Source organism: Streptomyces sp. NPDC059009 (genome assembly GCF_042740175.1).
Classification (GTDB): domain Bacteria; phylum Actinomycetota; class Actinomycetes; order Streptomycetales; family Streptomycetaceae; genus Streptomyces.
Window position 1 is genome coordinate 41,835 of sequence record NZ_JBHYJB010000040.1, and the last position, 13,882, is coordinate 55,716.

The 13,882-nt window shown below is 71.8% G+C and carries 13 protein-coding genes; 7 read left to right on the forward strand and 6 right to left on the reverse strand.

Annotation, left to right across the window (positions count from 1 at the left end; all coding sequences use genetic code 11):
• Nucleotides 1–28 precede the first annotated feature (28 nt).
• From ACFWYM_RS33195 to ACFWYM_RS33205, 3 genes are read left to right on the forward strand one after another with little or no spacing between them, the layout of a single operon-like run.
• Nucleotides 29–1,018: a glycosyltransferase family 2 protein gene (locus ACFWYM_RS33195; RefSeq protein WP_384845799.1), complete on the forward strand. Its 990-nt coding sequence runs from the start codon at nt 29–31 to the stop codon at nt 1,016–1,018.
• On the forward strand, nt 1,018–2,415 hold the full coding sequence (locus ACFWYM_RS33200; RefSeq protein WP_384845801.1) for an alpha-2,8-polysialyltransferase family protein: 1,398 nt from the start codon (nt 1,018–1,020) through the stop codon (nt 2,413–2,415). The genes ACFWYM_RS33195 and ACFWYM_RS33200 overlap by 1 nt, the downstream gene beginning before the upstream one ends.
• Nucleotides 2,412–3,539 carry an acyltransferase family protein gene (locus ACFWYM_RS33205; RefSeq protein WP_384845803.1) on the forward strand — a complete coding sequence of 376 codons (1,128 nt, stop codon included), beginning with the start codon at nt 2,412–2,414 and terminating at the stop codon, nt 3,537–3,539. Before ACFWYM_RS33200 ends, ACFWYM_RS33205 begins: the two co-directional genes overlap by 4 nt.
• A 39-nt stretch (nt 3,540–3,578) precedes the next feature.
• Here the strand turns inward: ACFWYM_RS33205 and ACFWYM_RS33210 are convergent, their stop codons facing one another.
• Both ACFWYM_RS33210 and ACFWYM_RS33215 read right to left on the reverse strand, forming a co-directional pair.
• Nucleotides 3,579–3,761 (reverse strand): hypothetical protein, encoded by a 183-nt coding sequence (locus tag ACFWYM_RS33210; RefSeq protein WP_384845805.1) that lies wholly within the window; start codon nt 3,759–3,761, stop codon nt 3,579–3,581.
• Nucleotides 3,758–4,435 carry a TetR/AcrR family transcriptional regulator C-terminal domain-containing protein gene (locus ACFWYM_RS33215; protein WP_384845807.1) on the reverse strand — a complete coding sequence of 226 codons (678 nt, stop codon included), beginning with the start codon at nt 4,433–4,435 and terminating at the stop codon, nt 3,758–3,760. Before ACFWYM_RS33215 ends, ACFWYM_RS33210 begins: the two co-directional genes overlap by 4 nt.
• Nucleotides 4,436–4,472: 37 nt before the next feature.
• Between ACFWYM_RS33215 and ACFWYM_RS33220 the strand changes: the two genes are divergently transcribed.
• Together ACFWYM_RS33220 and ACFWYM_RS33225 are read left to right on the forward strand one after the other, a co-directional pair.
• Nucleotides 4,473–5,948, forward strand: a complete 1,476-nt coding sequence (locus ACFWYM_RS33220) for an FAD-dependent oxidoreductase (protein ID WP_384845809.1) — start codon at nt 4,473–4,475, stop codon at nt 5,946–5,948.
• A 33-nt stretch (nt 5,949–5,981) separates the two neighbouring features.
• Nucleotides 5,982–6,452 carry a MarR family transcriptional regulator gene (locus tag ACFWYM_RS33225; protein WP_384845811.1) on the forward strand — a complete coding sequence of 157 codons (471 nt, stop codon included), beginning with the start codon at nt 5,982–5,984 and terminating at the stop codon, nt 6,450–6,452.
• 97 nt (nt 6,453–6,549) lie between these two features.
• On the opposite strand, the gene ACFWYM_RS33230 is transcribed toward ACFWYM_RS33225, so the two are convergent.
• On the reverse strand, nt 6,550–8,133 hold the full coding sequence (locus ACFWYM_RS33230) for a methylmalonyl-CoA mutase (protein ID WP_384845813.1): 1,584 nt from the start codon (nt 8,131–8,133) through the stop codon (nt 6,550–6,552).
• Between the two features lie 124 nt (nt 8,134–8,257).
• On the opposite strand from ACFWYM_RS33230, the gene ACFWYM_RS33235 reads away from it, so the two are divergent.
• On the forward strand, nt 8,258–9,082 hold the full coding sequence (locus ACFWYM_RS33235) for a L,D-transpeptidase family protein (protein ID WP_384845815.1): 825 nt from the start codon (nt 8,258–8,260) through the stop codon (nt 9,080–9,082).
• Nucleotides 9,083–9,267: 185 nt separating this feature from the next.
• Here ACFWYM_RS33235 and ACFWYM_RS33240 read toward each other — a convergent pair whose 3' ends face one another.
• The 3 genes from ACFWYM_RS33240 to ACFWYM_RS33250 all read right to left on the reverse strand — a co-directional run bounded on the left by ACFWYM_RS33240 (nt 9,268) and on the right by ACFWYM_RS33250 (nt 12,264).
• Nucleotides 9,268–10,437: a hypothetical protein gene (locus ACFWYM_RS33240; protein WP_384845817.1), complete on the reverse strand. Its 1,170-nt coding sequence runs from the start codon at nt 10,435–10,437 to the stop codon at nt 9,268–9,270.
• Nucleotides 10,437–11,108: an RNA polymerase sigma factor gene (locus ACFWYM_RS33245; RefSeq protein ID WP_384845819.1), complete on the reverse strand. Its 672-nt coding sequence runs from the start codon at nt 11,106–11,108 to the stop codon at nt 10,437–10,439. The genes ACFWYM_RS33240 and ACFWYM_RS33245 overlap by 1 nt, the downstream gene beginning before the upstream one ends.
• A 346-nt stretch (nt 11,109–11,454) precedes the next feature.
• Entirely contained in the window at nt 11,455–12,264 is an 810-nt protein-coding gene (locus ACFWYM_RS33250) for a hypothetical protein (protein WP_384845821.1), read from the reverse strand.
• A gap of 174 nt (nt 12,265–12,438) precedes the next feature.
• Here ACFWYM_RS33250 and ACFWYM_RS33255 point away from each other — a divergent pair, with 174 nt between their 5' ends.
• Nucleotides 12,439–13,866, forward strand: a complete 1,428-nt coding sequence (locus tag ACFWYM_RS33255; protein WP_384845823.1) for an FG-GAP-like repeat-containing protein — start codon at nt 12,439–12,441, stop codon at nt 13,864–13,866.
• Nucleotides 13,867–13,882: the final 16 nt, after the last annotated feature.

Here is a 13,882-nt window from a genome sequence, read left to right on the forward strand (position 1 = left end):
TGCCGGGCCGACACCTAACGTCACCCACGTGGTTAAGCTCTCCGTCATCGTGCCGTTTTTCAACGTGCAGCAATACGCGCCCGACACCTTGAAGAGTCTGCGTGCCAACGCGCGGGACGACTTCGAATTCATTCTCGTAGACGACTGTTCCAAGGATGAGACGCCGGACATCCTGGAACGCGCCGCGCGGGAACTGCCGGACGCGGGCTGCCAGGTCAGACTCATCCGTCATGAGCAGAACGGCGGCCTGGCGACCGCCCGCAACACGGGCCTGGACGCCGCGCGCGGGGAGTACCTCACCTTCCTGGACGGCGACGACTGGCTCGCTCCCGGCTATTACGGGCAACTCCTCGACCGGATCGAGCGGTTGGACGTCGACTTCGTCCGCACCGACCACGTCCAGTGCACCGCGCGGGCCCGCTCGGTGCACCGCGTCCCCTACGGCCGCCGCGACGAGGCCCTGAATCCGCGCGACGCCATACTGCCCGCCGACCGCTCGACCTCCGTCGACTACGCGTACGCCTGGGCGGGCATCTACCACCGGCGGCTCGCGGACGCGGGCCTCCTGCACTTCACGGACGGGCTGCGCACGGCGGAGGACCGGCCGTGGATCTGGCGGCTGCACAGAGAAGCGGAATCGTTCGCGGTTTCGGGCCTGTTGGGTGTGTTCTACCGGCGCGGTGTCGCGTCCTCGCTCACGCAGATCGGCGATGTGCGGCAGCTCGATTTCATTCGCGCATTTGATCAAGTCGTTCGGGAAACGGCGCAGGACCGGGACGCGGCGAGCCTGCTCCCGAAGGCCGTACGGACGTATTGCGCCATCATTTCCCACCACTTGGGATCCATCGAAAGGTTCGAACCGGCTGTGGCCCGCAAATTGAAGTCGATGAGCGCCGCCGCCCTGAAGCGGATGCCGCAGGGCGTGCTCGACGAGGCGCTCGACTCCATGGACGTCCAGCGCGCCACCCGGCTGCGCAGGCTGCGGCGGCGTCCGGTCGCGGCGGAGGTCGCCGCGTGATGACCGCCCCCACCCCGGCCCCCACCTCCTGGCTCACCAGCCCGCCGCGCACCACCCGTATCTATGTCGCCTCCACCCTCTACGGCGTGGCGACGCTGGCCGCCGCCATCGACGCGGACCGCTTCACCCCGGTGGACCGCAGCATCCTCCTCGTCTCCAACAACGCGGCGACCCCGGAGACGACGGCGGGCCCCGACACGGCCCCCGGCTTCGAGCGGCTGCGCTCCCGCTTCGACGAGGTGCTGTCCTGGAACGAGGCCATCTCGCCCTTCCACCCGGGCGGTTGGTCGCCGCGCGGCGACGACGTCCCCCTGTGGGAGCGGTATCTGCGGCTCACCTGGGGGCTCGGCGACGACCGCGTGGAGCTGGCGCTGGAGTCGATCCAGGTCGACCCGGCCCTGGCGATCGCACGGATCTTCACGGGCGCGCCCGTCGACGTCTACGCCGACGGCCTGATGAGCTACGGCCCCACCCGCAACAAGATCGACCCGCTGGTCGGCACGCGCGTGCGCCGGCTGCTCCACCTCGATCTGGTGCCGGACCTGAAGCCGCTGCTCCTCACCGAGTTCGGTGTCGAGCCGGAGCTGGTGCCCACGGACGTGTTCCTCAAGGTGCTCGGCCAACTCGGCGAGTCCGAAGGGGAGTTGCCCGGCGGTCTGCCCGGCCCCGAGACCGAGCCCGCCCTGATCCTCGGCCAGTACCTCTCCGCGCTCTCCATCCTCACCCCCGAGGAAGAGGAGGAGCTGCATCTGACCATGGTGCGCGGCGCCCATGAACGCGGCCACTCCCACGTGGTGTTCAAGCCGCACCCCACCGCCCCGGCCGCCTGGAACCGCACCCTGGAGAAGGAGGCGGAGCGGATCGGCGTGCACCTGACGGTGCTCGACTCGCCGGTGCTCGCGGAGGTCCTCTACCAGCGGATGCGGCCCGCGCTCGTCGTCGGCTGCTTCTCCACGGCGCTGCTCACCGCGTCCGCGTTCTACGGCCTGCCGGTGGCGCGCACGGGCACCGAGCTGCTCCTGGAGCGCCTGGCGCCGTACCAGAACAGCAACCGCGTACCGGTGACGATCGTCGACGCGCTGCTGCCGGACCTGGACGCGACCAAGCAGCAAAAGCCGCTCTCCACAACGGAGTTGAAGGGGCTGCTCGGCGCCGTGGGCTTCGCGATGCAGCCGCAGATCTACCCGGGCCTGCGCACCGCCACCGAGGACTACCTCTCCCGGCACCTCACCGACCGCACCTGGCGGTACTTCAAGCGCCGCCGCCTGACCGCCCTCGCGCTGCCCGGCGCGCTGCCCTCGCAGCTGTCGTTCATCCCGCGCAACGCGACGGTGCGCAAGGTCGCGCGCCGCGCCCGCTCGGTGAAGCGCTCCTTCAAGCGGACCGCACTCGGATGACCGCGACGGGTACGACCGTTCCCGCGCCCGCCCCGGAGGCGGTGGCCGCACCGGTCCGCGCGAAGGCCGCACCCCGCCTGCGCGCCCTGGACGGCCTGCGCCTCATCGCCGCCCTCATGGTCGCCGCGTACCACTACGGCGGCCGGGACGGCGAGATCGCCAAGGCGTGGGGCAGCTCACCGAGCCACCAATTCCCCACGCTGCACGGCTGGTTCGCGTACGGCTGCCTCGGGGTGCAGATCTTCTTCGTCATCAGCGGCTTCGTGATCTGCATGAGTGGCTGGGGGCGCCCGCTGCGCTCGTTCTTCGCCTCGCGCGTCTCCCGCCTCTACCCGGCGTACTGGGCGGCGATCGCCCTGGTGACGCTGGTCTTCGCGCTCCCGGCGGTGGCGTTCAAGGCGGTCTCGCCGAGCGACACCCTGCTGAACCTGACCATGCTCCAGCAGCCGCTGGGCGCGCACCGGGTCCTTGGGGTCTGCTGGACACTCTGGGCGGAGCTGCGCTTCTACGCGCTGTTCGCGGTGTGCGTGGTCCTTCCGGGGGCGACGCGCGCCCGGGTCGTGCTGTTCTGCGCGGGCTGGACCCTCGCGGCGGCGATCGCGGAGGCGGCGAACGAACCGCTCCTGGACCTGGTCCTGATGCCGGAGTACGCGCCGTTCTTCATCGGCGGCGTCGGCATCTACCTGCTGCACCGCAACCGCAGGGACGCCACGGCCTGGGGCATCGTCGGCGTGAGCTGGCTGATCGGCCAGCACTACGCGGTGGACCGGCTCTGGCACCCGGCGAACATGCCGAACGCGTTCTCGTACCGCTCGACGTTCGTGATCGTCGCGATCGTCACGGCGGGCTTCGCGGCGGTGCTCCTGATCGCGCTCGGCTTCCTCGCCCGCGCCAACTGGGGCTGGCTGACGGTGGCGGGCGCCCTCACGTACCCCTTCTACCTGGTGCACGAGCACCTGGGCTGGGTGACGGTGGGCTTCCTGCACCAGCGCCTGGGGCTGCCCTCGTACGCGACGCTCGGGCTCACGGTCGCGGCGATGCTGTTCCTGGCGTGGCTCCTGAACCGGTACGTGGAGGCGTGGGCGACGCCGCGCATACGGCGGGTGCTGAGCGCTCCCCGGTGAAGGTGCGGGAGCGGCCTGGCGGGTAGGTGGGACCGGACCTCAGCGCTCGCCGGACTCCCCGGGCTCCCCGGTGAGGTCCGCCACCAGCTCGTCGATGACCTCGCTCATCACGCCCTGGGCCTCGCCGATCGCGTCGGCGAGCTCCTGGACCAGGCGCTCCAGCGTCTCGTCCACGCTCTCCGTGCCCGCTGCGTCCCCGGCTTCGGCTTCGGCTTCGCTCATGCGCCCACCTTACGGTCCGGTCCCCCGGGCCGGACGAGCGTCGCCCCGATCCCCTCGACGACCGCCGCGAGGCCCTGCCCGAAGCCCGCGTCGTAGTCCCGGAACATCTCGTATCCCGCGGCCGCGGCGAGCGGGAACTCCGCGAGCCGCTCGGCCCGCGCATCCAGGTCGTACCCCTCCTCGCCCTTGGCCGGGTCGGGGCCCATGGCCTGCTCCTCGATGACGTAGCCGATCGTGTAGCTGTACGCGGTCTGCCAGGCGCGGGCGGCCCCGGCGGGCGTGAAACCGGCGCCGGTGAGCCGCCGCAGGTTCGCCTCCATGGGCGCCACGTACGACAGATCCGTGAAGCGCGTGCCGCTGTAGACCCTGGCGCCGTCCCGGTAGCGCAGCAGATGGGCGCGGAGCCCGCGCATCGCGGCGGCGATGACCGTCCGCCAGTCGGCGCCGTCCGGCGCGACCATGTCGTCCACCATGCGCCGCAGCATCTCGGTGGCCATCTCGTCGAGCAGCGCCTGCTTGTCCTTGAAGTGCCAGTACAGAGCGGGCGCCTTGACGTCCAGCTCCTTGGCGATGGCGCGCAGCGTCAGCCCTTCGAGCCCCGTCTCGTTCAGGAGGCCGAGGGCGGTGCGGGCCACCAGGGTCCGGTCGAGTCGCGTCGTTCGTTCGCCAGCCACCTTGACAACTTAACACCGTTAAGCGCACCCTCGGGGCATGACGGAACTTAACAGCGTTAAGGACGTACTCATCGTGGGCGCGGGCCCCACCGGCCTGACCCTCGCCTGCGACCTGGCCCGGCGCGGCGTGCGCGCCCTCCTGGTCGAGCGGGCCGGGACCCTGTTCCCCGGCTCGCGCGGCAAGGGCATCCAGCCGCGCACGCAGGAGGTCTTCGACGACCTGGGGGTCCTCGACGAGGCCCTGGCACTCGGCGGGACGTACCCGACGGGGATGATCTGGCGCGACGGCGAACGGCAGGGCGAGCAGCCCATGTTCGAGGAGGTGGCGCCGACCCCCACCGAGCCTCACACCGTCCCCCTCATGCTGCCGCAGTGGCGCACCCAGGAGATCCTGCACGCGCGACTGCGCGAACTGGGCGGCGCGGACGTCGAGTTCGGCACGGCGCTGACCGCTCTCGCGCAGGACGAGGACGGGGTCACCGCCGAGCTCTCGACGGACCACGGCACCCGCACCGTGCGCGCCCGTCACCTGGTCGCGGCGGACGGCGGCCGCTCCACGGTGCGCCGCGCGCTCGGCGTCACGATGACCGGCGAGGCCGTGGACCCGTACCCGACGATCGTCGCCGACGTCCGCATCCGGACCGGCGCCCTGGACCGCGACCACTGGCACATGTTCCCGCCGGCCGCGGACGACGACACCCTCGCGCACACCTTCACCGCGCTCTGCCCCCTCGCCGGGACCGAGGACTTCCAACTGGCCGCCCGCCTCCCCGAGGACGCCACCCCCGACCTCTCCCCCGGCGCCGTACGCACACTGATCGCCGCCCGCACCCACCTGGCCGCCGAGGACGTGACCGAGATCCGCTGGGCCTCCGACTTCCGTCCGCGCGCGGCGATGGCGGACCGCTTCCGGGTGGGCCGGGTGTTCCTCGCCGGGGACGCCGCCCACGTCCACTCGCCCGCGGGCGGCCAGGGCCTCAACACCGGCGTCCAGGACGCCTACAACCTCGGCTGGAAGCTCGGCGCGGTCCTGCGCGACGGAGCTCCCGCCGCGCTCCTCGACACGTACGAGGAGGAGCGCCTGCCGGTCGCCGCAAGCGTCCTGGACCTCTCGACGCGCGTCCACAGGCAGCAGGAGTCACGGGGTCGCGCGACCCAGCAACTGGGCCTGAACTACCGGGAGTCGCCCCTCTCGGCGGAGGAGCGCGACCACCTCGGCGAGAGCACGCTCCAGGCGGGCGACCGGGCCCCTGACGGCCCCACGACGGACGGCGGACACCTCTTCGACCTCTTCCGCGGCCCGCACTGGACGCTCCTGGCAGTGGACATGGACACCCCCGGGTCCGAACTCCCGCCCCTGAACACCGACTTGATCCACGTACATCATCTACAGCCCTACGAGCCGTACGGCCGGGGCCTGTTCCTCGTCCGGCCGGACGGATACGTGGGCTGGACGGGGACGGACGCGGCCACCCTGCCCGACTACCTGAAGCACTTCACCGCGAACGTTTGACCTCAAGTTGACTTGAGGTTCTACGTTCTCCTCATGACGACTTTCACGTACTCACACGACGACGCCGGACTCAACAACCAGCCCATCGGCTACTGGAGTTCGGCCACGGGAGCCGCCGTGGTCCACCACATCCGCACCACCCTCGCCGAGTTCGGGGTCACCCAGCCGCAGTGGTGGATCCTGAACCAGACGATCACGGGCACGGACGACGGCAAGGACCGGGCCGACGTCGTGGCGACCCTGCGCGGCTACCTCGACATCGGCGACGGCGCCCTGGAACACGACATCGACGCGCTGCTCGGGCGCGAACTGCTCAGCGAGGACGGGGCCGGGCGGCTGCGGCCCACGGACGCGGGCCGCGAGCTGCAGGCCAGGATCGCCGTACGCCAGAAGGCGAACCGGGACCAGATCCACGCGGGCATCACGGACGAGGAGTACGTGGCGGCCCTGAAGGTGCTCCAGCGGATGATCCACAACGTGGGCGGGAGCGCCTGGCACCATTAGGCCCGCCTCGTGACGACTGCCGGGCGGAGCGCGGCCGGGCATCAGACGCGCGGAGGGACATCAGAGGCGCGGAGGGACATCAGAGGCGCGGAGGACATCAGAAGGCGTCCCTCGGCTCATACGCCCCCCACACCTCCCGCAACGCCCCACACACCTCCCCCACGGTGGCCCGAGCCCGCAGCGCGTCCTTCATCGGGTGGAGGACGTTGAGGTCGTCGCTCTCCGCCGCCGTCCGCAGCGCGCCCAGGGCCACGTCGACCGCCTTCTGGTCGCGGCCCGCGCGCAGCGCGGCGAGGCGGGCGACCTGCTGTGCCTCGATCGCGGGGTCCACGCGCAGCGGCTCGTACGGCTCCTCCGCGTCGAGGGCGTAGCGGTTGACGCCGACCACCACCCGCTCGCCGCTCTCCGTCTCGCGCGCCACGCGGTACGCGCTCCGCTCGATCTCGCCCTTCTGGAGGCCGTGCTCGATCGCGGCGACGGCACCGCCCAAGTCCTCGACCCTGCCCATGAGTTCGCTGATCGCCGCGTCCAGGTCGTCCGTCATCCGCTCGACCGCGTACGAGCCCGCGAAGGGATCGACGGTGGCGGTGACGTCCGTCTCGTGGGCGAGGACCTGCTGGGTGCGCAGGGCGAGCCGGGCGCTCTTGTCGGTGGGGAGCGCGATCGCCTCGTCGAAGGAGTTGGTGTGCAGCGACTGGGTGCCGCCGAGCACGGCCGCGAGGCCCTGGACGGCGACCCGGACGAGGTTCACCTCGGGCTGCTGCGCGGTGAGTTGGACCCCCGCCGTCTGGGTGTGGAAGCGCAGCATCAGGGATTTGGGGTTCCGCGCACCGAACTCGTCGCGCATCACGCGGGCCCAGATCCTGCGCGCCGCACGGAACTTGGCGACCTCCTCCAGGAGCGTCGTGCGGGCCACGAAGAAGAAGGAGAGGCGCGGCGCGAAGTCGTCGACGTCCATGCCCGCCGCGACCGCCGTGCGCACGTACTCGACGCCGTCGGCGAGCGTGAACGCTACCTCCTGCGCGGGCGAGGCCCCCGCCTCCGCCATGTGGTACCCGGAGATCGAGATGGTGTTCCACTTCGGCATCTCGGCACCGCAGTAGCGGAAGATGTCGGCGGTCAGGCGCAGCGACGGCTTCGGCGGGAAGATGTAGGTGCCCCGCGCGATGTACTCCTTGAGGACGTCGTTCTGGACCGTGCCCGTCAACTGCCGTGCGTCGACGCCCTGTTCCTCGGCGACCAGTTGGTACATGAGCAGCAGCAGCGCGGCCGGGGCGTTGATCGTCATCGACGTGGAGACCCGGTCGAGCGGGATCCCCTCGAACAGCACCCGCATGTCGTCGACGGAGTCGATGGCCACACCCACCTTGCCGACCTCGCCGTGCGCGAGAGGCGCGTCCGAGTCGTGGCCCATCTGCGTGGGCAGGTCGAAGGCGACGGACAGGCCGGTGGTGCCGTCGGCGATGAGCTGCTGGTAGCGGGCGTTGGACTCGGTGGCGGTGCCGAAGCCCGCGTACTGCCGCATCGTCCAGGGGCGGCCGGTGTACATCGTCGGGTACACACCCCGCGTGTACGGGTACGCGCCGGGGCCGCCGAGCTGCGCGCCCGGATCCCAGCCCGCGAGCGACTCGGGGCCGTACACCGGCTCGACGGGCAGTCCTGACTCGGTTTCACGCGCCATGGGTCCAGGATGCGCCAACGTTCGAGAGCGGTCACTCGGGGGAAACAGTTTGGGGGACGGTGTCCACTACCCGGGTCGGTGTCCATGACCCAGGGGCGGCGTCCACTACAGCGGGGGGACCGGCATGACCAGAGGACTCATATCCAGACGGCGTACGGCGGTGGGGGCCGCCCTCGCCCTGGCCGCGCTCGTCGGCGGCTGCAAGGCGGCCGCCGTGGAGACGGACGGCAAGGCGTCACCACCGGCGGGCAAGGAGCCGAAGCGCTCCGCGTCGCCCACGCCCGGACACACCGCGAAACCCACTCCGCCCGCACCCCCCAAGGTCCTCATGGCCCAGGGCGCCCGCGGCGAGAAGGTGCGCGGGCTGCAGGCCAGGCTCCGTCAGCTCGCCTGGTTCTTCCAGGACCCGACGGGCACATACGGCTCGTCGACGGCGAAGGCCGTCAGCGGCTTCCAGGGCAAGCGCGGCCTGCCCCGCACCGGCAGCGTGGACACGGTCACCTGGCAGCGGCTGCTCTCCATGACCCATGAGCCGAGCCGCTTCGAGCGGTACTCGGGCGGCGGCATACCGCCCGCCAAGCCCGACAAGCGCTGTCTGACCGGCCGGGTCCTGTGCATCAGCAAGAGCACCCGGACCCTGACCTGGATGGTGGACGGCACGGCCCGCCTCACCACGGACGTCCGCTTCGGCTCGCAGTACACGCCCACGCGCGACGGCGAGTTCCCCGTGTACTGGAAGTCCCGGCACCACGTCTCGACGCTGTTCCACACGCCCATGCCGTACGCGATGTTCTTCAGCGGCGGCCAGGCGGTCCACTACTCCTCCGACTTCGCGGCCCGCGGCTACAACGGCGCCTCGCACGGCTGCGTGAACGTGCGCGACGAGAAGAAGATCGCGCGGCTGTTCAGCGAGGTGCAGAAGGGCGACAAGGTCGTCATCTACAAGTGAGCGACGCGGGAGGGACAAGCAAGAGAAACAGCGCGGGCGGGACCGGGGGAACGTGTCCCGCCCGCGCTATGTGGCACTGAGTCGAAGGTACGGGGGGAACCCCCGACTCGTGCTCCGGCCGATGACCAGTCGGCTCACTACTTACTGCGCCGCCGCCTCAAAAAACGTCACACCTTGAACGAACTTCAGGAAAAGCTGCTCGTCGGCGTGGACGTCACGCTGTACGACGCGGTGGGCATGGCGTGCTGCGGCGCGCTCGGCGTGGACGTGGGCCGCGCGGTGTTGCCCTCGCCGGGCCGGTGCCCGCCGCCGTTGCCCCCGGAGCCGGAACCGCCTGAACCGGAGCCGCCGGAGCCGTCCTCGTCACCGTCACCCTGACCGCCGCCGGAGCTGCCGCCGTTGCCGTTGCCGCCCCCGGAGGAGCCCCGGTCGTCGTCGCCGTCACCGGGAGTGCCGCCGAGTACCCGCCCGCAGAATGCGTTGATGCGCTCGGCGCCCTTCGCGGCCTTCTCCAGGCCGCGCCGCTGGTCGGCCGGGAGGTCGCCGTTGCGGTAGTCGCGGCAGGACTCGACGATGCGCTTGTACCAGCCCTTGGCCTCGTCGTCGGTGCCGGGGCCCGTGCCGGGGACCGGCTTCTTGGAGCCGCCGGGCGTGCTGCCCGCGTCGTCGTCCGGCGTCCTGCTGTCCGGGTCCTTCGCGGTGCCGGGCTTGTGCGTGGTGTCGTCGTCCGGGGTGGTGCCCTCGTCGGGCGTCGGCTCGTCCGGGTGCCGGCTGCTGCCGGAGGGGGTCGGCAGAACGCTGTCCGGGGAGGACGCCGCCGAGGGTGTGCGCTCCTGTGCGGGCGCTTCCTTGCGGGTGAACGGTGTCGGCAGGACCCCGGTGCCCGCCGCGACGGCGACGCCGCCGAGCATGCACCCGGCGAGGGCAGCGGCCATGCCGAACCGCACGGGTCTTCCCCAGCGGACGGCGCGGGGACGCTCGGCGGGACGGCCCAGGCGCACCGGCTCACCGCCGGCGGGCACCGGCCCCGACGCCTCGGCCCTGGCCTGCCGGAACGCGGCCAACGCGGCCGCCTCGCCCGGGAGTTCACCCTCGAGAGCAGCCTGAGAAGAAGCGTGCGCAGCCGTCCCGGGACGACCACTCGCGACGGCGGCACCCGGCCGCACGCCCGACGTCTCCTCCGCGGCGCGCACCGCATCGTCCGCACACAGCGCCTCAAGGGCCTGGGCGAGCCGTTCGGCCTGCTCCTGTTCTGCCTGGTTACGGGTGTGAAGGTCGACATCGTCGAGGGGCTCACCGCGCAGCAGGCGTTCCGCCACGGCACGGTCAAGCCACTGGTAGTCCTCGTCGGCCATCACATGTCCTTCTGCGTCCGCGTACGCGAATGCGTCACACCGGTGGACGACACCGGGCGCCCGCGGCGGCCTCGCTGGGGTGGTACCGCGCCGAGCGCGGCGGGGGGCTCGGCACCTTCCGTGCCGTCCGCGCCGAGCAGCTCCGCGAGCCGCTTCAGGCCGCGGTGCGCCGCCGTGCGTACCGCTCCGGGGCGCTTGCCGAGGGTCTGGGCCGCGCTCTTCGCGTCGAGGCCGACGACGACCCGGAGCACGACGGCCTCGGCCTGGTCCTGCGGGAGCTGGGCTATCAGCGCGAGCGCGTCACCGGTGGCGAGGGACTCCATCGCCTCGCCCGCCGTGTCGGCCTCGCCGGGCTTGCCGGTCAGCTCCGTCTCGTCGCCGCCTATCGCCGGGCGGCGCCCCCGCATCCGTATGTGGTCGAGGGCGCGGTTGCGTGCGATGCGGGCCGCCCAGCCGCGGAACCGGTCCGCGTCACCGGTGAACCGGTCGAGGTCACGGGCGATCTGCAGCCACGCCTCGGACGCGACGTCCTCCGCGTCCGGGTCCCCGACAAGCGTCCGGACGTATCCGAGCAGCCGTGGATGCACGGCGCGGTACACGGTCCGGAACGCGGTCTCGTCCCCGTCCTGAGCCGCTAGCACCGCGGCGGTCAACTCCGCGTCGTCCCCCACTGCTGGCTGCCTGCCTGTCCCTTGCGCCTAAACCGGCGCCGCTCTCGCGGAGTCGGTTGTTCACCGTTGTGGTTGCTCAATTGATGGTGCGGTGCGTGGTCCCGAAGACAGCGGTCCTGACGTCCGCGGCCTCCCGCGCGATGTAGCACGCTACGGGTTTGACACGCCCTACGTCCATGTTTGTACGACCAGCAACCACCGGGTGACAGAGCGCGGTGTGACAGAAAACGCACCGGCGGCGCTGTAGAGAGTACGGGCCGCCCGCGGTCCGTACCGCGTGACGGCCGGGGCCTCTCCTGTGGGGGGTGGCGGCCTCGGCCGTTCACCCGGACCTGCCGCTACGCCGCTACGCCTCCAGCAGCGAGCCCGCGCTCCCCAGGTCGATGTCGGCGATCTCCGACGGCGGCGGAGCCTTCACCTGGACCGTCTTGCCGTTGTCGGAGAACTCCATCTCCATCCGTGAGCGCCCCTGCCGCATCTCCATGGCGAGCGCGTACGGCTTCTTCTCGTCCGCCGCCACGTACAGCGTCGCGTCCATCTCCCCCTTGGCGTCGACGAGCGGGATGACGCGCTTGCCGTCGCGGTAGGTCTCGGGCTTGGCGCGGGTGTTCTTGTTGTCCTGGCCGCCGCCGCTGCCCATCGGGCCCATGAGCCGGTCGAGGTCGCACTGGCTGTGCAGCGCGGCCGTGCTCGGGTCCTTGGCCGGGACGGCCATGAACTTGCCGCGCACGAGCGCCGTCCGCTCCTTGACCCGGGCCTCGACGGCGGGGCCGCGCAGCGCCGCCTGCGCGAGGATCGCGTCCAGCGCGCTGTCCCTGAACCGGAAGAAGACGAGCCCGTCCGCCAGCACCCGGATCTCGCCCGACTTCATCTCCCCCTCGTCGAAGGTGCCGGAGCAGTTGCCCTTCCGGTCCACGAGCAGCGAGACCTCACGGGTGCCCTGGGGTGCGGTCATGGAGACCTTGAGCCGCACGGAGTCGGTCTCGGAGAGCAGCCGCATCGCCCGGTCCGCGAGCTTGCCGCCGCGCACCTGGTCCTCCGGCGGCAGCGTGCGCCACGTCCCGCCGGACAGCGTCACGGGCTCGTCGGAACCGCAGGCGGTGAGCAGCCCCACGCCCAGCCCCACCACGAGCGCACCCGCACCGGCCCTCTTCACCAAAGATCTCTTCACAGCTGGAACAGCGCATCCGCACGCCCCGACGTCACGCCCCACCACTGCGGAAAACATCACGCGACATTTCACCCGCCCGCGTACAACCCTTTGGCCACTTCGGCAGTCGTACGGTCGGTCATGGGCCATAGGGAACAACTGGACGTAAAGGAGGGCGAGTTGAGCCTGAGGAGCAGGGCACTGCTGACGATCGGGGCGGCCGTACTGGGGTGTTCGGGGGTGACGGCGCTCGCGGGCCCCGCGTCCGCGGCCGAGCCGGGCCCGGCCGTCCCCGCCGGCGACATCGACGGCGACGGCGGCGCCGACCTGGTCGCGGGCACGCCCGGGACCTCCGGTGGCACCGGCTCCCTCACGGTCCTGCCCAGCGGCGCGCAGGGCCCGGCGAGCGGGGCGAAGAAGACCCTCACCCAGTCCTCGCCCGGCGTCCCCGGCAACTCCGAGGCGGGCGACAACTGGGCCGCGGCGACCGCCACCGGCGACATCAACGGCGACGGCTACGCGGACCTGGCGATCGGCGCCCCCGGCGAGGACGACACGACGGGCCACAAGGACAGAGGAGCGGTCACGATCCTCTACGGCCCCGCCCTCACCTCCGGCACGGACATGCAGCTGGCCGACGACTTCCACATGCCGGGCGCCCGGTTCGGCTCGGCGGTCGCGGTCGGCGACTTCAACGCCGACGGGAAGGCGGACGTCTTCGCGGCGTCCACCGGCACGGGCGGCACCTGGTCGGCCCGCCTGTCGGAGACCCACGAGGTCGGCGGCAGCCTGACCACGCAGGACAGCTCGACAGCGTACGAGGACGCGGCGTCCGGCGACTTCAACCACGACGGCTACGCGGATGTGGCCCTGACCTATCGCGACCAGGCGGGCAAGGGCCGGGTCACGTGGTTCAGGGGCACGCGGTCGGGCCTGAGCCGGGTCGGGGTCCTGGCCACTCCCGGCGGCCGGTCGATAGCGGCGGCGGACGTGACGGCCGACGGCCACGACGACCTGGTCATAGGCCAGCCGTACACGGCCGAGTCCGGCGCACACGCGGGCGGCCAGGTGACGGTACTCCCCGGCTCCCCGACAGGCCCGACGTCCACCGGACTTACGACGATCCACCAGTCCTCGCCCGGCGTCCCCGGCGCCGCCGAGGCGGGCGACGCGCTCGGCTGGTCGGTCGCGGCCGCCGACGTGGACGGCGACGGCCACGCCGACGTCCTGGCGGGCGCCCCCGGCGAGGACATCACGCGCGCGGGTACGAACCGCAAGGACGCGGGCACGAGCTTGCTGTTCAAGGGCACGTCATCGGGCCTCACAGGGACGGGCGCCCTCGCGATCTCCCAGGACGAACCCGACGTCCCCGGCTCCACGGAATCCGGCGACCGCCTCGGCTCCTCCGTCTCCCTCGCGGACCTCGCCACCGCCGACGACCGCGCGGACCTGGCGATCGGCGTAGACGGCGAGGACGCGGGCGACGGCACGATCCTCCAGCTGGACAGCGGCAGTTCGGGGATCTCGCTGGCTGGCGGGGTGTACTACGGGCGTACGGCGCTCGGCACTCCGGCGGGCGCGCACGTGGGTGCGTCGCTGACGCCGTAGTCCGCACTTCTCCCAC

Excerpts from the sequence above, each read along its gene's own strand:
- ACFWYM_RS33205 (WP_384845803.1), top strand. The coding sequence starts at position 2,412 with ATGACCGCGACGGGTACGACCGTTCCCGCGCCCGCCCCGGAGGCGGTG.
- ACFWYM_RS33200 (WP_384845801.1), top strand. The coding sequence starts at position 1,018 with ATGACCGCCCCCACCCCGGCCCCCACCTCCTGGCTCACCAGCCCGCCG.
- ACFWYM_RS33210 (WP_384845805.1), bottom strand. The coding sequence starts at position 3,761 with ATGAGCGAAGCCGAAGCCGAAGCCGGGGACGCAGCGGGCACGGAGAGC.
- ACFWYM_RS33240 (WP_384845817.1), bottom strand. The coding sequence starts at position 10,437 with ATGGCCGACGAGGACTACCAGTGGCTTGACCGTGCCGTGGCGGAACGC.
- ACFWYM_RS33225 (WP_384845811.1), top strand. The coding sequence starts at position 5,982 with ATGACGACTTTCACGTACTCACACGACGACGCCGGACTCAACAACCAG.
- ACFWYM_RS33220 (WP_384845809.1), top strand. The coding sequence starts at position 4,473 with ATGACGGAACTTAACAGCGTTAAGGACGTACTCATCGTGGGCGCGGGC.
- ACFWYM_RS33235 (WP_384845815.1), top strand. The coding sequence starts at position 8,258 with ATGACCAGAGGACTCATATCCAGACGGCGTACGGCGGTGGGGGCCGCC.
- ACFWYM_RS33230 (WP_384845813.1), bottom strand. The coding sequence starts at position 8,133 with ATGGCGCGTGAAACCGAGTCAGGACTGCCCGTCGAGCCGGTGTACGGC.